16 protein-coding genes and 2 tRNA genes are annotated in these 21,964 nt (G+C 57.9%); 7 read left to right on the top strand and 11 right to left on the bottom strand.

The window, feature by feature from the left end:
• The first annotated feature begins 35 nt into the window (after positions 1 to 35).
• Entirely contained in the window at positions 36 to 2,144 is a 2,109-nt protein-coding gene (locus AB4Y89_RS05055; protein ID WP_442299798.1) for a beta-galactosidase, read from the top strand.
• Positions 2,145 to 2,411: 267 nt separating this feature from the next.
• Entirely contained in the window at positions 2,412 to 4,382 is a 1,971-nt protein-coding gene (locus AB4Y89_RS05050) for a hypothetical protein (RefSeq protein ID WP_442299797.1), read from the top strand.
• Between the two features lie 273 nt (positions 4,383 to 4,655).
• On the opposite strand, the gene AB4Y89_RS05045 is transcribed toward AB4Y89_RS05050, so the two are convergent.
• From AB4Y89_RS05045 to smc, 8 genes are all read right to left on the bottom strand, one after another.
• Positions 4,656 to 4,730 (bottom strand) — tRNA-Cys (locus AB4Y89_RS05045).
• Between the two features lie 38 nt (positions 4,731 to 4,768).
• A tRNA-Gly gene (locus AB4Y89_RS05040) sits at positions 4,769 to 4,843 on the bottom strand.
• Between the two features lie 56 nt (positions 4,844 to 4,899).
• Positions 4,900 to 6,753 carry a hypothetical protein gene (locus AB4Y89_RS05035; RefSeq protein ID WP_442299796.1) on the bottom strand — a complete coding sequence of 618 codons (1,854 nt, stop codon included), beginning with the start codon at positions 6,751 to 6,753 and terminating at the stop codon, positions 4,900 to 4,902.
• Between the two features lie 141 nt (positions 6,754 to 6,894).
• Complete coding sequence (locus tag AB4Y89_RS05030; RefSeq protein ID WP_147648210.1) at positions 6,895 to 7,185, bottom strand: helix-turn-helix domain-containing protein; 291 nt, start codon at positions 7,183 to 7,185, stop codon at positions 6,895 to 6,897.
• A gap of 31 nt (positions 7,186 to 7,216) precedes the next feature.
• Positions 7,217 to 7,750, bottom strand: coding sequence for a CvpA family protein (locus tag AB4Y89_RS05025; RefSeq protein WP_442299795.1), 534 nt, complete (start codon positions 7,748 to 7,750; stop codon positions 7,217 to 7,219).
• A gap of 65 nt (positions 7,751 to 7,815) precedes the next feature.
• On the bottom strand, positions 7,816 to 8,709 hold the full coding sequence (locus tag AB4Y89_RS05020; RefSeq protein ID WP_442299794.1) for a phosphoribosylaminoimidazolesuccinocarboxamide synthase: 894 nt from the start codon (positions 8,707 to 8,709) through the stop codon (positions 7,816 to 7,818).
• Between the two features lie 66 nt (positions 8,710 to 8,775).
• The gene (locus AB4Y89_RS05015) at positions 8,776 to 9,768 is read right to left on the bottom strand and encodes a YihY/virulence factor BrkB family protein (RefSeq protein WP_442299793.1); all 993 of its coding nucleotides are present in this window, start codon (positions 9,766 to 9,768) and stop codon (positions 8,776 to 8,778) included.
• A gap of 107 nt (positions 9,769 to 9,875) precedes the next feature.
• Positions 9,876 to 13,754 (bottom strand): chromosome segregation protein SMC, encoded by a 3,879-nt coding sequence (smc, locus tag AB4Y89_RS05010; protein WP_442299792.1) that lies wholly within the window; start codon positions 13,752 to 13,754, stop codon positions 9,876 to 9,878.
• 534 nt (positions 13,755 to 14,288) lie between these two features.
• Here smc and AB4Y89_RS05005 point away from each other — a divergent pair.
• Positions 14,289 to 15,620 (top strand): hypothetical protein, encoded by a 1,332-nt coding sequence (locus AB4Y89_RS05005; RefSeq protein WP_442299791.1) that lies wholly within the window; start codon positions 14,289 to 14,291, stop codon positions 15,618 to 15,620.
• A gap of 66 nt (positions 15,621 to 15,686) precedes the next feature.
• Here AB4Y89_RS05005 and proC read toward each other — a convergent pair whose 3' ends face one another.
• The 3 genes from proC to cutA form a co-directional block, all read right to left on the bottom strand.
• Entirely contained in the window at positions 15,687 to 16,550 is an 864-nt protein-coding gene (gene proC, locus AB4Y89_RS05000) for a pyrroline-5-carboxylate reductase (RefSeq protein ID WP_442299790.1), read from the bottom strand.
• Between the two features lie 12 nt (positions 16,551 to 16,562).
• Positions 16,563 to 17,414, bottom strand: coding sequence for a menaquinone biosynthesis family protein (locus AB4Y89_RS04995; RefSeq protein WP_442299789.1), 852 nt, complete (start codon positions 17,412 to 17,414; stop codon positions 16,563 to 16,565).
• Positions 17,415 to 17,794: 380 nt separating this feature from the next.
• Positions 17,795 to 18,133, bottom strand: a complete 339-nt coding sequence (cutA, locus tag AB4Y89_RS04990) for a divalent-cation tolerance protein CutA (protein ID WP_442299788.1) — start codon at positions 18,131 to 18,133, stop codon at positions 17,795 to 17,797.
• A 51-nt stretch (positions 18,134 to 18,184) separates the two neighbouring features.
• Here cutA and AB4Y89_RS04985 point away from each other — a divergent pair, with 51 nt between their 5' ends.
• The 4 genes from AB4Y89_RS04985 to AB4Y89_RS04970 all read left to right on the top strand — a co-directional run bounded on the left by AB4Y89_RS04985 (position 18,185) and on the right by AB4Y89_RS04970 (position 21,522).
• Positions 18,185 to 18,577, top strand: a complete 393-nt coding sequence (locus AB4Y89_RS04985) for an FtsB family cell division protein (protein WP_442299787.1) — start codon at positions 18,185 to 18,187, stop codon at positions 18,575 to 18,577.
• Positions 18,578 to 18,699: 122 nt separating this feature from the next.
• Positions 18,700 to 19,437, top strand: coding sequence for a (Fe-S)-binding protein (locus AB4Y89_RS04980; protein ID WP_442299872.1), 738 nt, complete (start codon positions 18,700 to 18,702; stop codon positions 19,435 to 19,437).
• Positions 19,434 to 20,885, top strand: a complete 1,452-nt coding sequence (locus AB4Y89_RS04975) for a LutB/LldF family L-lactate oxidation iron-sulfur protein (protein ID WP_442299786.1) — start codon at positions 19,434 to 19,436, stop codon at positions 20,883 to 20,885. Before AB4Y89_RS04980 ends, AB4Y89_RS04975 begins: the two co-directional genes overlap by 4 nt.
• Positions 20,878 to 21,522 carry a LutC/YkgG family protein gene (locus AB4Y89_RS04970; RefSeq protein ID WP_442299785.1) on the top strand — a complete coding sequence of 215 codons (645 nt, stop codon included), beginning with the start codon at positions 20,878 to 20,880 and terminating at the stop codon, positions 21,520 to 21,522. The genes AB4Y89_RS04975 and AB4Y89_RS04970 overlap by 8 nt, the downstream gene beginning before the upstream one ends.
• Positions 21,523 to 21,964: the final 442 nt, after the last annotated feature.

The raw sequence follows: 21,964 nt of genomic DNA, 5'->3' as shown, positions 1-21,964 counted from the left end.
ACGGCGGCAACAGCAACCGGAAAGTGGAGACCCAGATGATCGGAAGTAAACGTTTACTTGGTTCAATCGGCAAGATCGCCCTTCTAGTACTGGCTGGCTTGCATGCTTCCCGGGCGATTGCTCAGCTGCCGGATACGATCCTCTTTGGCGTCGCCTATTACGACGAATACACCCCGGTCGACCGCGTCGAAGAAGATGCTCGGATGATGAAGGCGGCCGGCATTACGGTCGTCCGCATCGCGGAGTCTACCTGGGGCACCCTGGAACCCCAGCCCGGCGTCTTCGACTTCTCTCACATCGATCGCACACTTGCCGCCATGCAACGAAACGGGATCAAGGTCATCATCGGAACGCCGACCTATGCGATTCCGACATGGCTGGCTCGCCAGCACCCGGAGATCCTGGTCGTCCGCCGCGAGGGGCAGGCCCACTATGGCCCCCGCCAGAATATGGACATCACCAATCCCGAGTTCCGGCGAGCGGCCGAGCGGGTGATTGTTGCGCTGGTGGACCACGTTAAGGACAACCCGGCGGTCATCGGGTACCAGGTCGACAATGAAACGAAGGCATACGGCAATACCGGAGCGAATGTGCAGGCGGCGTTCGTCAAGGAGATGCAGCGTAAGTTCCCGAGCCTGGACGGGGTCAACCATGCCTTCGGTCTCGATTACTGGAGCAATCGCATCAACCGCTGGGAGGACTTTCCCTCGGTAGATGCTTCGATTAACGCCAGCCTGTCGAATGCATTTTCAGAATTTCAGCGGGGTTTGGTAACGGAGTACCTTGCCTGGCAGGCTGGACTGGTGCGCGCACATTACCGGCCGGGGCAGTTCATCACGCAGAACTTCGATCTAAGCTGGCAGGGTTACTCCTATGGCGTCCAACCCGAAGTGAACCATTGGGAGGCCGCCAAAGCGCTCGATGTCGCCGGTATCGACATCTACTACCCGAGCCAGGACAAGCTCACCGGCACGGGGATTGCGTTTGGCGGCGATGTTGCCCGCTCCATGAAGAACGGGAAGAACTTCCTTCTTATGGAGACCGAGGCGCAGGGGTTTCCGAATTGGACACCTTATCCCGGCCAGCTTCGTTTGCAGGCCTTCAGCCACATCGCCTCCGGCGCCAACATGGTGGAGTACTGGCACTGGGCCACAACTGCCAATGGGATCGAAACCTATTGGAGAGGAGTGCTCACGCAGGACTACCAGCCCAACCCGACCTACGACGAAGCAAAGACCATCGGCGCCGATCTACAGCGGCTCGGAAGCAAGCTCGTCAATATGAAGAAGCACAATCAGGTTGCGGTATATGTGAGCAATACGGCGCTCGATGGCTTCGACGCATTCCGCATCAATACCGACGGCGGCATCGGCTACAACCAGGTGCTTCGTTCTCTCTACGACTCGCTCTACCGCATGAACGTAGAGGTGGATCTCATCTCTCCGTCGTCGACCGTCCCGCTGAGCGACTACAAATTGATCCTTGTGCCCGCGCTGTACTCGGCCAGTGATGCGGAGATCGCGAAGTTGAATGGCTACGCCAAAGCCGGAGGTCACCTCGTCTACACCTTCAAGAGCGGTTTTTCCGACGAGAACACGAAGGTGCGCTACGCCTCACAGCCTGGTGGAATCTCTGAGGCAGCAGGCGTGAAATACAGCGAGTTCGCAATTCCGGAGGGTGTCACGTTGGATGGTGATCCGTTCGGTGTCGGAGAGCAGGACAATAAGGCCCGCTGGTGGATGGAGTTCCTGAAACCTACCACCGCAACCGTCCTTGCTCGCTACAAGCACTCGTCGTGGCCCGCGTACGCCGCCGTAACGCGCAACAGCTATGGCAAGGGTGAAGTCACATATCTGGGATTCATGCCGACGGATGCGATGGCTGAAAAGATTCTTGGAGATGCTGCGAAACGAGCCGGGGTTGAGTCGCTGCCTGGCTCTCATTTTCCTTTGATTGTCCGTAGCGGAATCCTGCAGAACGGACATCCGGTCCACTACTTCCTGAACTATTCGAAGGACAAGCAGCAGGCGAGCTATGCCTATCAAAAGGGAAGTGAGCTTCTCTCAGGAAAGCAGATTAATCACGGACAGGTATTGGAGCTTGCTCCGTGGGGAGTTTCGATTGTGGAGGAAAGCGGACAATAGCCGCGCATCTTTTCATGACTGACAACGAAGGCTTCAGTCATGAACTGTCATATTTAATTCTTTGAAGAGGGGGACTCTTTTGCCGACTAGGTCGACATAACTACATAGAGATTCTGCAATACACTTTCGACGACCAATCGTGTGGTGGCGTCATCCTCCGCAACCCCTAGAGCTATCGCATTATTTGCGAAAAGTGAATGAGCGTAAGCCATTGCAGTTTTGATCCAGATGCAGTATCTGAAATGGGTTCTTCTAAAATAAGGCACTATGAATGTCACGCACCGCGGTCTTTTTGTCCTAACTGCTTTAGCCGGACTTCTGTCCGGAATGCATTGTGCGGCACAGACGACGATTCGCCTGGACGCAACCAGCCCAGGTAAGGTGTTTGAAGGACTCGGCGCTGTGAGTGCCGGAGCCAGTTCCCGCCTGCTGATTGACTATCCGGAACCGCAGAGGTCAGAGATCCTGGACTTCCTGTTCAAGCCGAAGTTCGGGGCTTCGCTACAGCATTTGAAAGTTGAAATAGGCTCGGACGTCAACTCCACGGATGGTTCCGAGCCCAGCCACATGCGATCAGCAGCTGACCATGATTATTCTCGCGGGTATGAATGGTGGTTGATGAAGGAAGCACGAAAGCGCAACCCGGCAATTGTGTTGGATACGCTGGCCTGGGGCGCGCCTGGTTGGGTGGGACATGGTGAATTCTTTAGCAAGGATATGGCGGAATACATTGCAGACTTCCTGGCGGGAGCTCAGAAACAAGGTCTGAACATTGAATACACCGGAGCATGGAACGAGCGCCGGCCCGACTATGAATGGGTAAAGTTGCTGCGCACGGTGCTTGACCAGCATGGCCTGAAGACCAAGATCGTTTGCTGCGACCTGACTCCGAATTCCGGCATGTATACGGTACTGGATAAAGTGAACGCGGATCCGGTGCTGGATAAAGCTGTCGACGTGATTGGCGTACATTATCCTGCCGAGGTTCCAGGAATTGCACCGGCAGCGATTCAGGACACTCCACGCCGCGTCTGGTCCAGTGAAGATCAACCAAACCCTGGCAGCGGTCCCTTCATCGCGCGAGATTGGGCTCACGGAGGGCGTATCCTGGCGCGGCGTTACAACGAGAACTACATCAAGGGGCACTTCACCAAAACCGAAATCTGGAGCCCAATCACCTCGTACTACGATCTCCTTGCAGCGCCGAACTCCGGTCTGATGTATGCCAATACGCCGTGGTCGGGAAACTACGAGGTGCAATCCACGATCTGGGTAACGGCGCATACGACACAGTTTGTAGACCCGGGATGGAAGTACATGAATACTGCGACAGGCTATTTGCCTGGCGATAGCGGCACCTATGTCGCGATGCACGCTCCTCTGGCAGGGAACAAGCCCGCTGATTGGAGCGTCGTCCTGGAGACCACGTCCGCGAACCGTATGCAACACGTCACACTGCAGGTGGGCAGGGGACTAAGCAACGAGACCGCGTTTGTCTGGCAGACGAATGCAACAAAGACGTTTGAACAGGTTGCTGCTATTCCCGTGAAAGACGGCGGATTGACGTATGACTTTGAACCGGGCTCCATCTATACCATCACGACAACTATCGGCCAAAATCGCGGTACAAGCCGTCCGCCTGCAGCTGCGGCATTTCCTTTCCCTTATGCTGACGATTTTGAAGCAGTAGAAATCGGTCGCACTGCGAAGTATCTGAGCGATCAGGACGGCGCATTTGAAGCGGCTGCATGTGACGGACGCACCGGCCACTGCCTGCAACAGAAGATCACGGAAAAGCCAACTCCCTGGTCGCCACGGCCTGATCCATTCACCATCGCAGGTGACATCAAGTGGAGCGACTACAAAATTGGTATCGATGTAACGGTGCCTAAGAATGGTGTCGCAACGCTACTTGGGCGGATAGATTCCGCGGATGTCTTCCAGGACCACAAGGCTATGTATCCAAGCGCTTATGTTCTCAAGATGGAAGCGAATGGTATGTGGTCACTGCTTTCGACGCGATTCAAGAATGCTCCGACGGCTCTTGCTCAGGGACATATTGATATCGGACAAGGGTGGCATCGAATAGAGCTGCAGTTTCAGGGAGCCTCAATCACCGCGCTCTTAGACGGGAAGCAACTTGCAGTGGTTCAAGATACCGCACACTCTTCAGGAATGGTTGGCTTTGGGAGCGATTGGTCGAGAGTGCAATTCGACAATCTCAGAATCAGTAAATAGGAGCAGCCTGTCGGACCGCAGCCCAAAAGAGTTTGTAACTGGAAGCCGGTTCCAGGCTAGAGCATCTGCGGATGTAGTGTAGGCTCCCCATCTATGGCCGTTTGCCGCAATGAAAACGCCGCTACACGTCTCTTCCGTCATACCCCAGAAACAGGGAAGTGCTCTGGAGGCATTTGGAAGGGATATCCAGTGGGATCTGTACGAGGGAGTTTTTCTATTGGAGCTTAGCGTCGGCTGGAGGATTTTCGTAAGTCGCTAAGTTGTTGGGGAGTTTGGAGGCGCGGGTCGGAATCGAACCGACGCATAAAGGTTTTGCAGACCTCTCCCTTACCACTTGGGTACCGCGCCGAATGCTGTAGGGATTGACAGCAGTGGAGGGACTTTATTGGAGCGGGAGACGGGATTTGAACCCGCGACATCTTCCTTGGCAAGGAAGCACTCTACCACTGAGCTACTCCCGCCCGTTCCAAGAACAACTATATCGATTGGGGCGAAATCAATCAAGTCCGCCCGTGACTTAGTTGTTGGAAACGGTGATCGGAACCAGGGGGCCTGTATTTCCTTTGCGGCGGTTGCGAACGATGTGGGGCGTCAACAGAATGACCAGATCGCTCTTGCTGCGTGAGCTCTGCTTGTTTGTGGTGCTGCCGAAGCCAGGCAGCTCGCTCAGCCCCGGCAAGCCGCTTACCGCGTACGCCTCCTGCTCCGACATGGCCGAGACCAGCATGATGGTGTCTCCGTCATGTGTCGTGACGTCTGATGCATATTGACGGCTTGCGAGTACAGGGATGCCGTTCAGCGAGGTTCCAGCCAAGGCCTCGATCTTGAAGTCCATCTTGACGTGAATGTCCCCGGTCTTCTGGATGGTCGGCTCGGCCTTGAGGGTCAGTCCCAGGTCTTCGTATTGAATCTGCGGAATGGCGTTGCTTAGCAGATTCGATGAGGAGGAGTTGGTTCCAAGATACTGCGCCAGCAGGGATGAGGCTGTTGATGATGCCGACGAAGTGAGGTCCGAATAAAGAGAGGTAGCGATCGGATAGCGCGTTCCCGCGCGGAAGGTCGATTGCTCTCGGTCGCGGACACGCAGCATCACGTCATCCAGTGCACGTGAATCAGATGACGTGAAACCCAGGTTCAGTATCGGTGTGAGTCCGGCAGAAAGGACAGTAGTCGTCAGGCCTCCGCCAACCGCGAGGAACGAATTGGTCAGCAAGCTGGAGCTCACAACTCCCGAAGCCAACAGGTACAGCGCAATCTGTGTCGGTGTTGTCGACGAAGTGAAGATGCCGGCTGCATAGAGCTGATTGATCAGGCTCTGATTGGACGAAATGATGCTCTGCGCCTGTGATGCAAGGTTGTAAGCGCTGAGCTGCGTTGGAAGAATGATGCCTACATTCCGCGTACGCGAGGTGTCCAGGGAATAGACCTTCAGGTCAAAGACAACTTCGCTTCCGCCATCCAGAAGGTCGCTGAGCACGGCATTCATGGCGTTGATGGACTGCTGCGGTGCTCGTACCACCAGGTTTCCTGAATTTACCTGGACTGTCGCCAGCTTGATATCGAAGACCTGGCGCACAACGTTACCCAGCTCGGTCATCTGCGTGTTGTTCAGGCCGGCAAGATACACCGTTTCCTGAAAGAGATGCTCGTACTGGTCGTGATTCTCCAGGGTATCGCCGGCGACGATGATGGTGTGTTCGTCAATGGGAACGGCGAAGGTGTGGAAGAGCTGGCCAAGGATATCGAGAGAACGCTGATAGGTCAGGCCGTCGAGATCAATCTTCGTCTGCTCGCCGCTGAGGCCGTTGCCAAAGATAACGCGGAGGCCGGCCTGATTGGCGGCTGCCATGTAGGCTTCGCGGGCCCCTCCCCGCAGGTGCAGGCTGATCGGAGTGTTTTTGAGGGCCAGGGAGATTGGACCGGCAAGCTGTGGCACCGCATCGGCAGGCAAAGTCGGCACCGCCTCAACACGCGGCGTAGTGTCAAGGTTGGCGAAATGCTGCGTAACGATAGGATTGTCCGGGGCAAGGGCACGTGCCTGTTCCAGAAGGCGGGATGCATCCGTCAGGTTCCCCGAAAGTCCGGCATTGGCTGATTGCTGTACGAGCCCTGTGACACGGTGTTCCCGGGCAGTTAGCGCGGCGGCGGCATATTCAGCCTTGGAGGGATCCAGCTTGAAAGCCCGGGCGAAGGCTTTTTCGGCGGCAACCAGATCGTTCCGGTCCAGTGCCCGCGCACCGTCCAAATAAGAATCGGCAGCCTTCCTGGCCTGTTTTGCCGAGACTGGTTTCGCGGGAGTCTGCGCACCGACGTACGACCACGCGGCGCCCGCAAACAAAACTGCGGCCACGGTGATGCGAAGATGCTTCATCGAAGAGTTAGACGCGAAAGAAAGGGATTAGAGTGTTTTTCCTGTTGCTTGGTATCCCGATAAAGGAGTGTTGCAGCGTTTTCATTGCGGAAAACGCCCATGAATGCAGAAGCCCTACGCAAGACCTACAGGAAAAACGCTCTAGCGTGCGCCGACAACAACATTGAATGCCGGCCGCTCCACATTGCGCTCACTGCGCACGGGACGGCGGAGGCCATTGCGGATGGCGTTCGAGTCCATGTTCAGCTCGGCCAGCGTACGGGAGAGTGTATTGCGGTGCATGCCCAGCTCTTCCGCGGCCTTGCACTGGTTGCCGCGATGATGCGCAAGCACTTCGAGGATGTAGCGCTTCTTGAACTCGCGCACAGCGTCGGTATAGCTGATTCCTGCATTGTGCATCTGTGCGACTAGAGTCTCAAGTTCTCGCTTCATTTCTTCCTCATTCAAAGTTACAGTCGTTCTCTTACCGATGTCGGGAGACCGTAGCGGCCTCTTTTTTGAGTTGCGAGACACCGTTCATCACGCGCTGCTGAAAATCAGTTGGCACGATGAAGGATACCCCATGCGATGCGGTTAGGAAATAGGGAGCAAGGTACGACTGGCGAAACAGGGTCGATTTGGGCAAAAAAGCCGCAACGGACATGACAATTGCCGTAACGGCCAGACAACCCCGCAGGAATCCAAAACAGGCTCCTCCCAGACGATCAGCCATGCCAAGTCCAACGGCCTCACAGCTTTTGCGGATGGCAAGGCCGGCCAGTGTTGCCAGCAGCATAACCGCAAAGGCGATGATCAGAAATGCCGCCGTCTCAGCGGCTGGCCGTGCCGTGATCCATCGAGCCAGAACAGCCGCGACCTGCGGATAGTACATACCCGCCAGCACGATGCCGACCGCGATGCCTGCCAAAGAAAACAGTGACCGGATGAGGCCACGCAGAAAGGCGGCAATCACCGACCAGGCAAGCAGAGCGACGATGGCGTAGTCCACCGGAGTCATCACTTTTATTTTGAGTGATAGCTGGCGGATTTAGCTGTTGACTCTTTGGCTACACCTCAATTTGGCTACGCCTGAAGAGGGTGGCCGGTGATGCGTTGATACGCCTCGAGGTACTTCGCGCGGGTATTGACGATGACCTCCTCCGGCAGAGCGGGCGCCGGAGCCTGCTTGTTCCRGTGGATCGATTCCAGGTAGTCGCGCACATACTGCTTATCGAAGGAGGGTTGCGCCCCGCCGGGAGAGTACAGATCGGCGGGCCAATAACGGGAGGAGTCCGGCGTCAACACCTCGTCCGCCAGCGTGATGGCGCCGTCGCTTACGCCAAATTCGAACTTCGTATCCGCCAGGATCAGCCCCTTCGATTCGGCATGAGCGGAGGCTTTGGCATAGATGGCCAAGGTCAGGTCACGCAGGTTGGTGGCGGTTTCCTGCCCGACCACCCGGATCACCTCTTCGAACGAGATGTTCTCGTCGTGCCCCACGTTGTTCTTGGCTGCGGGGGTAAAGATCGGTTCCGGTAGCCTGTCGGACTCGCGCAGCCCTTTGGGCAGAGGAATGCCGCAGATCATGCCGGTCTTCTGGTAGTCCTTCCAGCCGGAGCCGGAGATGTATCCGCGAACGACACACTCAACTGGGAACATCTCAGCTCGCTTTACCAGCATCGAGCGCCCCTGAAGTTGCGTGGCATAGTCCGGCAATGGAGACGGATACTTGGCGACGTCGGCTGCAATCAGATGGTTGGGGACGACCTCCTTCAGGTGCTCGAACCAGAAGAGAGAGAGCTGCGTCAGCACCTTACCCTTGTCAGGAATGCCCGAGCCGAGCACATGATCGAATGCCGAGATGCGGTCGGTTGCAACGAACAGGAGTTCACGGTCGCTGACCGCCAGAATGTCGCGCACCTTACCGCGAGCAGTGAGCGGTAGAGGCAGGTCGGTTTGAAGAAGTGCTTGATGCATATGGGAAAACATGAGTGTATCAAGTGGTTACTTCGAGGCGGGAAGATACCGCTGCGTCGATCTGTTCTAGGCGGCCTCATTCCTCGGCTTAGGTGGATGCGAGAGCTGCTCTCGCGCCAGCTTGCGTTCGGCAATTGCCGCTTCCAGCTCTGAATTGAACTCTGCTCCCAGCAGGATTGTGAGGGCTGTCAGGTAAAACCACGTCAGCAGGATGATGACAGCTCCCAGAGAGCCGTAGGTCACCGAGTAGTTGTTGAAGAAATGCAGATAGGTTCTCAACCCAATGGAGGCCGTCAGCCAGCAGGTAATGCCGAGTGCTCCCCCGGGTGTAAGCCATCGCCAGGCGCGAACCTTGAAGTTTGGCGCGAAATAGTACAGCGAGGCGATCGTCAATGCCAGGAATGAACCGCCGACAGCATACCCGAGAATGCGCGCCATCCAGCCCACCACTGCGGGAAGGCCCATCGTCGCCGTAAACCAGTGGCCGAGCAGGTCACCTCCCAGCATTGACGACAAAGAGAAGGTAAGCATGATGGAGATCACGACTGTCAGCACCACGGCGGAGAGGCGAGCCCGCAGATACGAGCGCGATTCCCGGATGTTGTAAACCGAATTTAAGGCTTCCTGCATGGCTGAAACACCGACGGAGGCAGACCACAGCGCTGCCAGCAAGCCGATGGTGACCTTTCCGGTGGTGGAATGTGCCGTCGTCTGATCGAAGGTGTGCAGCACCAGGTCGAATGCCTCCGGCGGAATCACCTTGGCGAGATATTGCAGGATCTGCATGTAAAACCCTGTTGCGGATTTGGCCGCAATGCCGAGCAGCGAACTGGTTGCGATGAGCGCGGGGAAGACTGCAAACAGGAAGTAATACGCCAGCTGTGCCGAACGGCCTAACAAGTCATCTTTCAGGAGCGATCGCGCGGTTCGTCGCAGCACAACACGCAGGCTGATGCCTTCTAGGTTCCATAGAGATCGCAGCGGAGACCGGTTGACCATGTCCCATACGTACTGCGGCGCCGAAGGACTCCTCGGCTCGGGTTGGGCATCCAGCAACATGCATCTACGTTGGATGGCTGGATCGCAGCAGGGTTTGGATGCCTATCTCAACGAGACAAAACAAAGGGCCTCGCGATGGAGGCCCTTTGTCATTTTGTTGCTTGTATTTAGGCTGCGTTCGTTGTCCGGTCTGCCCGGTTCAGATTCACGCTGACAATGCGCGAGACGCCCGGTTCCTGCATCGTGACGCCGTAGATCATGTCGGCTTCTGACATGGTGCGTTTATGGTGCGTAATCACCACAAACTGTGTATTTGCCGACATCTCGCTTACCAGCTTGGCGAAGCGGCCAACGTTGGTTTCGTCCAGAGGCGCATCGACTTCGTCCAGGATGCAGAACGGCGCCGGAGCGTAGAGGAAGATGCCGACCAGCAGGGAGAACGCGGTAAGGGCCTTTTCTCCACCTGAGAGCAGCAAAATGTTCTGCAGCTTCTTGCCCGGAGGCGAAGCGATGATGTCGATACCGCTCTCGGAGATGTTGTCCGGATCGGTGAGCTTCATCATGGCTTGGCCGCCATTGAACAGTTTGGTGAAGGTGGTTGAGAAGTTCTCGTTGATCTGTGTAAAGGCCTCTTCGAACTTGGTGCGCGAGACCTCGTCGATTTCCTTGATTGACTGGTGGGTGTTCTCGATCGAATCCAACAGATCCTTACGCTGGCTTTCGAGGAAGCCGTGGCGCTGCTCGGTCTCGGCAAACTCTTCCAGGGCCATCATGTTGACCGGTCCCATGTTCTCGAGCTTCTGCTTCAGGTTCCCTGTCTCTTCGCCGGCTGCGGTAAGCTCATCTCCGCTGATACGCAGCGTTAGTTCGTCAGCACGCAGCTCCGCTGCCTCGACACCCAGGTCCGCCATGGTTTGTGCTTCGAGATGCTCGATGTCCGAGCTCAGACGTGCTGCCTGTGCTGTGAGTGCGCTGCGCTTTTCCCGCAGAGCATCGGTTTCGATACGCAGCGTCTTCAGCTTTTGTTCAAGCTCAGTCAGCGAGGCGCGTAGCGCTGTCGCTTCGGAGGTGAGTGTCTGCTGTTCGGAGATTGCCTGCTCTCGCTGAGCTGCCAGCACGGTCTGCTGCTCGGCCAGTTGCAGGTTTTCCTCTTCGCGGCGCTGCTTCTCCGTAGCTCCGGACGTAAGCTGCTGTTCCATCTGGAGGAGCCGTTGCTGCTGGCCGTTGAACATGCGCTGGTTCTGTTCAAAGGCAGCCGTTGCATTGCGACGGCGCTCTTCCAGGCCGGCGAGCTGCGCTGAGGCTGCGGCGGCCTCAGACTGCAGCACCTCGCGGCTCAGACGCAGCTCGTCCATGCGTGCCGTGAACTCGGCGATACGGCCTTCGGCAGAGGCGCGCTCGGCCTCGTACTTTGCAGCCTCTTCCTGCTTGCGGCTAATCAGGTCCTGCTTGGCATTGCGGGCTTCGCGGTTGCGCTCGACAGAGAGCTGCCATTCGGCCAGGCGACGCTCAATACGGGCAGCCTCCGACTCCATCTGGCGCAGGGCCGCGCCTTGGTTAGCAGACTCACGTTCGGCTTCGCGGCGCTCAGCTTGCTTGTGCTCCAGAAGCTGTGACAGTTCAGTGATCTGACGGGCCAGGGTAGCGGCATGAATCTCGGTCTGCGAGAGTTCGGCTTCAAGCCCCTCCAGCTTGGTCTGAATCTCACGCAGCTCGCGCTTCAGCGCCAGGGGGCCTTCGCCGCGTGGACGTCCGCCGGTGACCGTAACGTTATGGAAGGTCTCGCCGGATGGTGAAAGGAAGAAGGCATCCGGATTCTGCAGCGCAAGGTCACGCGCCGTGGAAGAGTCCGGAGTGACATATCCCTCACGCAGCTTCGGCAGGACCACCTCGAGCGATTTGCCGAAACCGTTCAATACGCGGATGCAGTTCTTCAGCGGCACAATGCCGGTGTGCCCGGTGGTGTTCGCCGTGGATTCCATGCCCGCGGTGAAAGGGAACCGAGCCTGTGAGTCCGGAGGATGCACCAGGAAGGTCGCGCGGCCTTCAACATCCGACCGCAGCATCTGCATGCCCTGGTCGGCGGCGTCCCAGCTCTTGACGACGATGTAGTTCAACTCGTCACGCAGGAACTCATCGACGACCTGCTCATACTGGCCATCGACTTCCAGAAAGTCGGCGAGAGTTCCGATGGGCGCAACCGTGCTGGTGGCGGCATTGTGGCGGAAGATGTTACGGACCGTATCCGTCGAATAGCTGTGCTCGCGGATCAGGGCTTCCAGTGAGTTCCGGCGGCCCAGCAGGGTGGCAACCTCGGCGCGAAGCTGGTCGCCACGGCGCTTGGTCTCAGACTCTTCTGACCGTTTGCTCTCAAGCTGAATGCGCAGATCGGCGATCTCGGCTTCAAGGCGCTGCAGCCGATCGGTGGCCGACTCAAACTCGATCGAAACCTGTCCACGACGCTGCCCCAGCGCCTCAAGCTCTTGGCGGGCCGTCTCTGATTCGGCGGTCAGGCGCTCGGCTTCGCGCTCCAGGCCTGCCAGCGACTCGGCTGCCTGGGCCTCTTCGCGATGGGCCTGCGAGGTACGCTGCATCCACTGGATGGCCTGCTGACGATGCGCCTCGGCTTCACGCTCTGAGGAGCCTACGGCGCGCACCGCTTCCTGAGCTTCAGCCTGCTTCTGTTGCGCCAGCTCGCGGGCGCCAGCGGCCTCAGCCGTTGCCGACTCCAGGAACGACTGTGTCTCGGCACGTTCGGCGGCCAGAGTCTCCATCTGCTGGCGGATCTGGGCGAGCTCGGCGTTGCCGGTCTCAAGACGTGTTTCCAGCTCGGAGATACGGTCGGTATTCGAGGCTGTGCGAGCCACCACGCGCTCCAGCTCAACGGCAGTCTGGTTGGAGCGGACACCCGCTTCGCGGATGGCGGCATCCAGCTCATAGCCGCGGGCGCGGCCGGTGCTGGCCTCGGCGTCCAGGGTCTCGAACTCTGCAGCCTGGCTATCGATCGTTTCCGTCAGAGAGGCGATCTGCTGGGCCGTATTCGCCTGTTCGGCGTCCATCTGCGCCAGCTTACTTGCCAGCACAACCCGCAGTTTGGTGCGCAGTTCATCGCGCAGGGCCACATAGCGTTCTGCCTTGGCCGCCTGGCGCTTCAGGCTGGCCATCTGGCGCGTGACTTCGTCGAAGATGTCATTGACGCGGGCAAGGTTCTGCTTGGCAGCCTCAAGGCGGAGCTCAGCCAGCCGCTTCTTGGTCTTGAAGCGTGTAACGCCGGCGGCCTCTTCGAGGATGGCCCGGCGGTCCAACGGCTTGGAGCTCAGCAGTTGACCGATGCGCTCCTGACCGATGATCGCGTAGTTCTCGCCAGAGAGACCCGTACCCATGAAGACATCCTGGATGTCGCGCAGGCGGCAGATCTTGCCGTTCATCAGGTACTCGGACTCGCCGGAGCGGAACAAACGGCGGGTGACGGTAATCTCGCCAGCGCGTACCGGAGCACGATTGAACTTGCGACGGCGGATCTTCAGTACCACATTGTTGGCCGCATCGGCTTCGGGAATGCCTTCGAGCTGCTGTTGCGGATGCGCTTCACCATCGATTACCTGACCTGGCTGCGCTTCCAGCACCGCGGCTTCGGTGTCGGCGGCACGCTCAGCGCGCAGGGCAGCTTCGTCCCAGTCGCCGTTGGGCTTGATAGCCCCGTTGTCTTCCGGATGCTCGTCTTCGATCTCGATCTCGGGCGTCTCGCCCGGCGCCAGCAAATGGCCGTCATAAACCTCGGGGTCTACCAGCGTGAGAGAGACTTCGGCCATGCCTGTCGGTTTGCGGTCGCGGGTTCCGGCGAAGATGACATCTTCCATCTTGGTTCCGCGCAGGCTCTTGGCTGACTGTTCGCCCAGTACCCATGTAATGGCGTCCGAAATATTCGACTTGCCGCAACCGTTCGGGCCAACAATGGCCGCAATGCCGTTGCCGGCGAGTTGAACCTCGGTGCGATCACAGAAGGACTTGAAGCCGAGAATCTGAATGCGCTTCAACTTGAGCATGGAATGGGTGCCTCCGAACGAAACAGGCCGTGAGCGTCCTTGAACATTGGACGTTCTAGAGCCTCATATCAATTGTGGGCATGTCGGGCTGCCTGAATCAACAAGTGCAACCCAAGATTTTGTGGATAAAACGGCCGTAACCCCACAAATGGGCGCCGCATGCAGTCAAAAGGTCCTATCAGGGAGGGAATCGTTCCGCTTCAGCCGTTTCGCTGGCCCATCTCACGCGCTCTCAGTGACAGTTTGCCGACCGGGAGCGTCTATAGGTTGTCATGGTCCCGTTACAAGGTGGTCAAACCACTGTGACGGTGCAGGATATGCCGCAGTTCTTCGCCACGTCCGGCTCTTTCCGTCCTCTTGCCAGAGAGCAACGAGCTTCTTATAATCCGCATCAACCCCCTATGGCAGGGCGAAGCGGCGCAGCGCGCAATCGCTGTCGTGCAGTGAACCTCTGGTCCATAGGGAAATTCTCCCTGCTGTACCTTCATAGACATCGCACAGTAGATTTTGAGAGTACTTAGGAGCCTTATCAAAATGAAGAAGGTTTTGTTCGCCTCGTTCCTGGCGGCCGCTGCAGTTGCGGTCTCCCCTATCGCCCTGGTGGCAGCAACGGCCAACGTGGGCCAAGCCCAGGGTGGCGGCGTGCAGATGTCGCAGGAAGAGTACAACGCTTACGATGCGGCTACGAAGACTGCCGATCCGAAAGCCAAGATTGCCGCGCTGCAGGCATACCTCGACAAGTATCCGCAGAGCACCGTGAAAGAAAGCGTCCTGGAGCTCATCATGGGCGCCTACGGTCAGCTTAACGACGCTCCGGGTGTGCTCTCTGCCGCTGACAAGCTGCTGCAGGTCAATCCGCAGAGTCTGCGCGCCCTCACGATGGAGATGAGTCTCCACAAGACCATGGCCGATCAGAAGTCTGATCCGGCCGAGAAGCAGGCTGAGCTCGACAAGGCAGCCGATGCCGCCAAGAAGGCTTTGAGCGCGACCAAGGGTAAGGACATCGACCAGGCAACCTGGGATGCGATGATCAAGCAGGCTACTCCTTACCTGTACAGCGCAATCGCTTCTGCCGCCCTCAACAAGAAGGACACCGCCACCGCCATCGACAACTACAAGAAGGAGCTGGCTGCAGTTCCGGTCGAGCAGACCGCTACTCCCGGGCCCTTCCTGCAGGACACCTTCTTCCTCGGCCTGGCTTATCTGCAGTCCACCCCGCCTGACTATGTGAACTGCACCTGGTACACCACTCGCTTCGTCGAGATCGCTCCAGAGCCTTACAAGAGCCAGTACGCTCCTACTGCCAAGTACTGCTACACCAAGTACCACGGCAAGGCCGATGGTTATGAGACCGTGCAGGCCGCTGTGAAGAGCAGCCTGAATCCTCCGGCTGATTTCAAGATCGATCCGGCTCCTTCGCCCGCCGATATCGTTGCCCAGACCATCTCCTCCACCCCGGACCTCTCGACGCTGGCTCTCAGCGACCGCGAGTTCATCCTGGCTTACGGCAAGAAGGAAGATGCCGATAAGATGTGGGCTGTGCTGCAGGGTAAGGACGTAAAGATTCCTGATGTCGTGGTCGTTGAAGCGACGGGGTCGGTCATCAAGGGTTCTGTCTCCGATGATGCCGTCCAATCGAAGGCTGCCGACTTCACCTTCAATCTGAAGGAGCCTCTCACGAAGGTCCCTGCTGTCGGCGACAAGATCGTCATCGCCGGCACCTATGACTCCTACACTCAGAGCCCCGGGCAGGCTGTTCCGGTCATGATCATCATGAAGGACGCTATGGTGGAAGCTCCGAAGAAGACCCCTGCCAAGCCGGCTGCCAAGGCTCCGGTTCATCACGCTCCGGCCCGCAAGAAGTAACTGCGGTTTACGACAAGAGAAGGGCAGCCCCTCGGGGCTGCCCTTCTTCTTTCCTTCAAGTCGTCCTTAGCCGGCAGCGAGCTGCTTGGCGCGCTCTGTAGCCCGTTTTACGGCCTTGATGAGGGTTACACGGAGTCCGCCCTCTTCCAGTTCTAGAATGCCGTCCACGGTGCAGCCTGCGGGGGTTGTGACCTGGTCTTTGAGCAGGGCAGGATGGTATCCGGTCTCCAGCACCATACGCGCGGCGCCAAAGACTGTCTGCGCCGCAAGCAGCGTAGCCACGTCGCGGGGCAGGCCGACGTTTACGCCGGCCTCAGCCAGCGCCTCTACGATGATGTAGACATACGCCGGACCGGAGCCGGAGAGACCCGTTACCGCGTCCATGTGTTTTTCGTCAACAATGACGGAACGTCCTACCGTGTTGAAGATCTTCTGTGCCGTTACGAGTTGATCGCTGGAGACAAAGCGTCCTGGGCAAAGCGCCGTCACGCCAGCAGCCAGCATGGAGGGCGTGTTTGGCATTGCACGGATCACCGGGATATTCATTCCGGCAGCCTCTTCAATTGCGCTGGTCTTAACCGAGGCAGCAAACGAGACGATCAGCTTCTGCGGCGTCAGTACTGGCCTGATCTCTTCGACCAGTGTCGGAACCTGAGTCGGCTTTACGCCGACCAGGATGATGTCGGCCACTTTGGCGGCAGCCAGGTTATCGGTCGTGACCTCCACCTGGAACTGGACGGAGAGCGCCTGCGCGCGCTCCGGGTGTGCCACCGTGGCAACAATCTGTTCCGGGTGCAGCAGGTTGTTCTTCAGGAAGGCCTGCAGCAGAATGCCGCCCATCTTGCCGGCGCCAAGGATAGCGACCTTGATGCCGGGCAAGGATGCGGGCCCGAGGGTAGGTATCTCGATTTTTAGATCGTCGTTGACCATAAGTGTGTCGTTCTAGTCGATGAAATCAACTTTGGCTTTGTGAGGAATAATGCCGCGCTCGTAGCCGAGTTCGAGCAGCTTCTTGATCGCTTCTCGTCCATCGTCTCCGTAGTTGAGAGTACGCTCGTTTACATACATGCCAACGAAGCGGTTCGCCAGGCTGGTATCAAGATCGCGCGCAAACTGCATGGCATACTGCAGCGCCTCTTCGCGGTTGTCGAGGGCGTGCTGAATGCTGTCGCGCAGCGCCTGGGTCGTGGTCTTCATGACATCCGAGCCAAGCGAGCGGCGAATTGCGTTGCCGCCGAGAGGCAGCGGCAGCCCATTGGTTTCCTCACGCCACCACTGACCCAGATCCAGAATCTTATGCAGACCGCTGTTTCCGTAAGTGAGCTGCCCTTCGTGAATAATGAGCCCGGCCTCGAACTCGCCGCCGGCGACGCGCGGAATGATCTCGTCGAAGGGAATCGTTGCCGTCTCAACCTCAGGAGCGAAGAGCTTCAGTGCCAGGTAGGCTGTCGTCAACGTGCCCGGAACAGCGATCTTGAGCTTCTTGACCTCATCGGTGGTCAGCTTCTTCGGGGCCACGATCATCGGACCGTAGCCATCGCCAACGGAGCCGCCGCAGGCCATCAGCGCATAGTTGTCCTGCAGATAGGGATATGCGTGGAAGCTGATGGCGGTCACATCGTAAAAGGCCTCGTTCATGGCCTTCCGATTCAGGGTCTCGATGTCCGTCAGCGTATGGCTGAACTTGTAACCCGGGACACGAATCTTGTTCGTCGCCAGGCCATAAAACATAAATGCGTCGTCGGAATCAGGAGAGTGCGCGATGCTGATCTCGCGAATGGCGGAACTACTCATACAATCGGATGACCTCTGGAAAGGATACAGCGGTTAGTGTCTGTGGACTTGCGGATGTCGTCAGTGTGCAGCGCGACGCTGCACGGAGCGCGGTCGCTGGTACGGGTCGCTCAGATCGCCCGCGTCATTCGGTGACCACGGTCGTCCGTGCGGCTGGCGGCGCATCGATATAACACTCTCTTTGTGTTCGATGTTCGACACATCGTGGTGCTGTTCAAAAATATTTTCTGCGGTCAGATTCCCAGGCTTTTGACCCGCCGAAGCGGCCTTGCGGACGTGACGTGCAATAGCCCAGGACGCCCATAGAAGAGCGCAGACGGAAAGCACGGTGACCGCAAAAAGAATCTGCATCGGACAAAGGAAAGGATACCAAAGCATGGCTAGCCGGGCTGTGCGTTCTCCCGTAACCACGCAAGGTACGCCGCGCTGCCGCCCGTCAGTGGCACGACCAGTAACTCCGGTAAGGAATATCCATCCGGACGCTCCGCGTGGAAGTTGTTGATTCTTTCGTCGATCCGGCTGAGATTTGTGCCGAGCGACTTGATCGTGAGTTGGTACTCCTCACCTCGTTCGATGGAACCCCGCCAGCGATAGACCGATCGCACAGGACCGCTGATGCTGACGCATGCTGCCAGGTTTTCGTGCACCAGAACGTCCGCCAGCGCCTCCGCGGTCTCACGCGTGCCAACGGTTGTCAGAACTAGAACAGGCTCTGTCATGCATAGGAGTATTCCACGCCCTGTACCTACCCAGGTTCCGGGGAGAGAGTTTTGCTTGACCGCGGCGATGGCCGTCGATACTTCTGGAACTGTATGCGGAACTCTTCCAGCCTCTGGAGCAGATTGATCGGCGCGGGCGAGCGGCTCTATAGCGGCCGCCGCAAACTTGCGACCGTCGCGGCGGTGGGTTTGGCGATTTCGCTCGGATATCACGTCATCTTCGGCCAGAATGGTCTGACCATATATGAGCAGAAGAAGCGTGAAGCCAGGGAGCTGGATGTAGAGCTTAAGCGTCTGCAAAAAGAGAACGAGCAGATGTCTGGTCACATCGAGCGTCTGCAGAATGATCCAAGTGCGATTGAGCACCAGGCAAGGGAAGAACTTCACTACACACGTCCCGGGGAAGTCATCTACACACTGCCTGCTGCGCCTGCCAAAAAGTAGTCACTGCAAGTAAGATTGACTCGTTCCTATCGACTGGTTCCAGGACAAGACAGTGTTGGCGATCGGTGCCATGCACTGCATGAACCCTTGGAGCATATGCCGTTGGAACAAGGAGAGGCGTTCTGCGGGTCTCACTCTTTATCACTTGTTATAACGACACGCTCTTTCCCGGAACAGGGAAGGCGGTTGTACGCGTGCTCGAGCGGTTGGGGCATACGGTGGAGTTTCCTGCCGGCCAGACCTGCTGTGGGCAGATGCATTGGAATACCGGCTATCAGAAGGAAGCTCTTCCGCTGGTGCAGCGTTTTGTCGATCAGTTTCGTGATGCGGAAGCTGTAGTAGTGCCTTCGAGCAGTTGCGTTGCGATGATGAAAGATCACTATCCGCTGATGGCGGAGCAATTAAAGGACGAGACGCTGAAGGCAGAGCTGAAGCAGTTACTGCCGAAGGTGTGGGAGTTCTCGCAGTTCCTTACCGACTGTCTCGGTCTGAAAGATGTCGGCGCTTACTATCCGCACAAGGTCACCTATCACGCAAGCTGTCACGGTCTCCGTAATCTCGGAATCAAGGACGGTCCGATGGACCTGCTTCGCAACGTGAAGGGCCTGGAACTCGTCGAGATCGAGAACCTCGATCGCTGCTGCGGCTTCGGAGGAACCTTCGCCGTCAAAAATCCCGAGACTTCGATGGCCATGCTGGAAGAGAAGCTCGGTTCCGTGTTGAAGACCGGCGCCGAGGTCTGTACCGCATGCGACAACTCGTGCCTGATGCACATGGAGGGCTCGCTGCACCGCCAGAAGGCCGGCGTGCATACCATTCATCTGGCAGAGATTCTCGCCGGTGAGGAGGCAGGGCAATGAGCCGTATTCCGCTCGACCCGGCAACGTCGCCGGCCTTCCCGAAGGCGGCAAAGAAGTCTCTTGGTGACCAGCAGTTGCGCCGTAATGTGCGTCACGCTACCGATGTCATTCAGGCGAAGCGCAAGCGGATGGTCGAAGAGCGCGATGACTGGCAGGACCTGCGCGAGAGCGGCAGCCAGATTCGTCAGCACACACTTCGCTATCTGGATCAGTACCTGGAAGAGTTCGAACGAAACTGCACCAAAGCCGGCGGTCACGTGCATTGGGCTCGCGACGGCAAAGAGGCCTGCGAGATCGTAACCCGCCTTGCGCGGGAGGCTGGTGCAAAGGAGGTCATCAAGATCAAGACGATGACCTCGGAGGAGATCCACCTCAACAATGCGCTGGAAACCGCCGGCATCATGCCGGTTGAGACCGATCTCGCTGAACTGATCATTCAACTCGGTGAGGATCAGCCGTCGCATATTGTCGTCCCAGCGCTGCATAAAAACCGGCACCAGGTCCGTGAAATCTTCAAGCAGAAAATGGGGCTCAAAGACCTCGGCGATACTCCCGCCGATCTTGCCGAAGCCGCACGTTCCTATCTGCGCCATAAGTTCCTTACGGTGCCGACGGCGGTGAGCGGTGCTAACTATCTGATTGCCGAGACCGGCGGTGTCTGTATCGTCGAGAGTGAAGGCAATGGCCGTATGTGCCTTACACTGCCGGAAACGCTGATTACCATTGCCGGCATCGACAAGGTGATTCCGCGTTTCCAGGATCTCGAGGTCTTTCTGCAGACGCTGCCACGTTCCGCCACCGGCGAGCGTATGAACCCGTACAACTCGATCTGGACGGGCGTGCACGCGGGTGATGGACCCAAGAACTTCCACGTCGTCATCATGGACAACGCTCGTACCGAGGTTCTTGCCGACGAAGAGGGACGTCAGACGCTCCACTGCATCCGTTGCGGAGCGTGCCAGAATGCCTGCCCGGTCTATCGCCAGACCGGCGGCCACGCTTACGGCAGTGTGTATGCAGGCCCGATCGGCGCCATCCTGACTCCCCAGTTGCAGGAGTTGCATCATGCCGAGAGCCTGCCTTATGCGTCGTCTCTCTGCGGCGCCTGCTACGAGGTCTGCCCGGTCAAGATCAACATTCCTGAGGTGCTGATCCACCTGCGCCACAAGGTGGTGGAGAAGCAGACCAAAGGTCTCGGCACGCTCAACCCCGAAGCGGTTGCGATGCGCGTGATGGCCAACATCTTCCGCAGCGAAGCACGTTTCCGCGCGGCACAGAAGTTCGGCCGTACCGCCGAGAAGCCGCTGGTGAACCGGGAAGGCTGGATCGGTTGGCTGCCCGGCATGCTGGGTGGATGGACACAGGCCCGCGATCTGCAGGCCATGCCCGATGAGACTTTCCGCGAGTGGTGGGAAAAGCGCGACAAGAAGGAGGGCCGCAATGGCTGATGCCCGCTCTGCGATTCTTGAGAAGATCCGTGCCGTGAAACCAGCGGGCTTCGGAGACAAGGCGACTGCCTGGCAGCAGATTCCACGCAGCTTCCTTGTCGGCTCGACGCTTGGCCGTGAGGAGATCCTTCATCTTCTGGAAGACCGGCTGCTGGACTACGATGCAACCGTCGAGCGCTGTGTTCCCGGCGAGATCGCTGGTGTTGTCAAAGCTCTTCTTGAAAAGCGCGGTAAGTCGAGGATGGCGATTCCTGAGGGGATGGAGCCTGCATGGCTGCCCAATGAGGGAGTCGACTTCGTTGTCGATCGCGAATTGCCCTTCAGCGAACTGGATCTCGTAGACGGTGTGATGACCGGTTGTACTGTCGCTATTGCCGATACCGGCAGCATCGTTGTCCGCAACACTTCAGGGCAGGGGCGCCGCGCCATCACACTGGTGCCGGATTATCACCTCTGCGTTGTCTTCGCGAGTGCTGTGGTGAAGACGGTGCCGGAGGCGATGCGCCTGCTGCAAACCTGGAACACCGCTCCCATTACGTTCTTTTCCGGTCCGTCTGCTACGGCCGATATCGAGATGACCCGCATCAAGGGTGTCCACGGTCCACGCTTCCTGGATGTCGTACTGGTGCTCGACTAGCGCATTTTCCTTGTCCCGAAGCAGTCGATGCCCGCTCATGCACGGCGTGAGCGGGCATTCGCGTTTTCGCGAATCTCTGCCGCGAAGATCGGATCACAGCACCGCTTCGAGAATTTTTTCGAAAAATCTTTTCCTCATCACTGGTTGACCAGCCGCAGCTCTCCTCTACAAGCTATCCGGGATTTCAGGAACAATTCCTCTGTCGAAGAGATCTGCGCGTTTATCGGTCTCGGCGGCACGGACACGGAGCAATCCGAAAAAATACCACCGCGGCCACCCTGTCATATCTTTCTGTCTGTGGTCTGACCAATGTTGGGCATTTTTCAGGCAAGGGCTGACGATTGCAAACCACTCGCATGACACGCTGCCGGGGACGGGTGTAGATTGGCCCATCGCAAGGATTTACCTGTATTTTCGCGTGTAGAATCACCGTGTCGCGCCA

Origin of the sequence: Terriglobus sp. 2YAB30_2 (assembly GCF_052114765.1) — a bacterium.
GTDB lineage: Bacteria > Acidobacteriota > Terriglobia > Terriglobales > Acidobacteriaceae > Terriglobus.
The sequence above is the reverse complement of the archived record's forward strand: the minus strand, read 5'-3'. Positions and strand labels throughout refer to the sequence as shown.

What these genes read in the sequence shown, in the direction of transcription:
- smc (WP_442299792.1), bottom strand. Translation starts at nt 13,754, where the DNA reads ATGCTCAAGTTGAAGCGCATTCAGATTCTCGGCTTCAAGTCCTTCTGT.
- proC (WP_442299790.1), bottom strand. Translation starts at nt 16,550, where the DNA reads ATGGTCAACGACGATCTAAAAATCGAGATACCTACCCTCGGGCCCGCA.
- AB4Y89_RS05025 (WP_442299795.1), bottom strand. Translation starts at nt 7,750, where the DNA reads ATGACTCCGGTGGACTACGCCATCGTCGCTCTGCTTGCCTGGTCGGTG.
- AB4Y89_RS04995 (WP_442299789.1), bottom strand. Translation starts at nt 17,414, where the DNA reads ATGAGTAGTTCCGCCATTCGCGAGATCAGCATCGCGCACTCTCCTGAT.
- AB4Y89_RS05050 (WP_442299797.1), top strand. Translation starts at nt 2,412, where the DNA reads ATGAATGTCACGCACCGCGGTCTTTTTGTCCTAACTGCTTTAGCCGGA.
- AB4Y89_RS04975 (WP_442299786.1), top strand. Translation starts at nt 19,434, where the DNA reads ATGAGCCGTATTCCGCTCGACCCGGCAACGTCGCCGGCCTTCCCGAAG.
- AB4Y89_RS05005 (WP_442299791.1), top strand. Translation starts at nt 14,289, where the DNA reads ATGAAGAAGGTTTTGTTCGCCTCGTTCCTGGCGGCCGCTGCAGTTGCG.
- AB4Y89_RS05030 (WP_147648210.1), bottom strand. Translation starts at nt 7,185, where the DNA reads ATGAAGCGAGAACTTGAGACTCTAGTCGCACAGATGCACAATGCAGGA.
- AB4Y89_RS05015 (WP_442299793.1), bottom strand. Translation starts at nt 9,768, where the DNA reads ATGTTGCTGGATGCCCAACCCGAGCCGAGGAGTCCTTCGGCGCCGCAG.
- AB4Y89_RS04970 (WP_442299785.1), top strand. Translation starts at nt 20,878, where the DNA reads ATGGCTGATGCCCGCTCTGCGATTCTTGAGAAGATCCGTGCCGTGAAA.
- AB4Y89_RS05055 (WP_442299798.1), top strand. Translation starts at nt 36, where the DNA reads ATGATCGGAAGTAAACGTTTACTTGGTTCAATCGGCAAGATCGCCCTT.
- cutA (WP_442299788.1), bottom strand. Translation starts at nt 18,133, where the DNA reads ATGACAGAGCCTGTTCTAGTTCTGACAACCGTTGGCACGCGTGAGACC.
- AB4Y89_RS05035 (WP_442299796.1), bottom strand. Translation starts at nt 6,753, where the DNA reads ATGAAGCATCTTCGCATCACCGTGGCCGCAGTTTTGTTTGCGGGCGCC.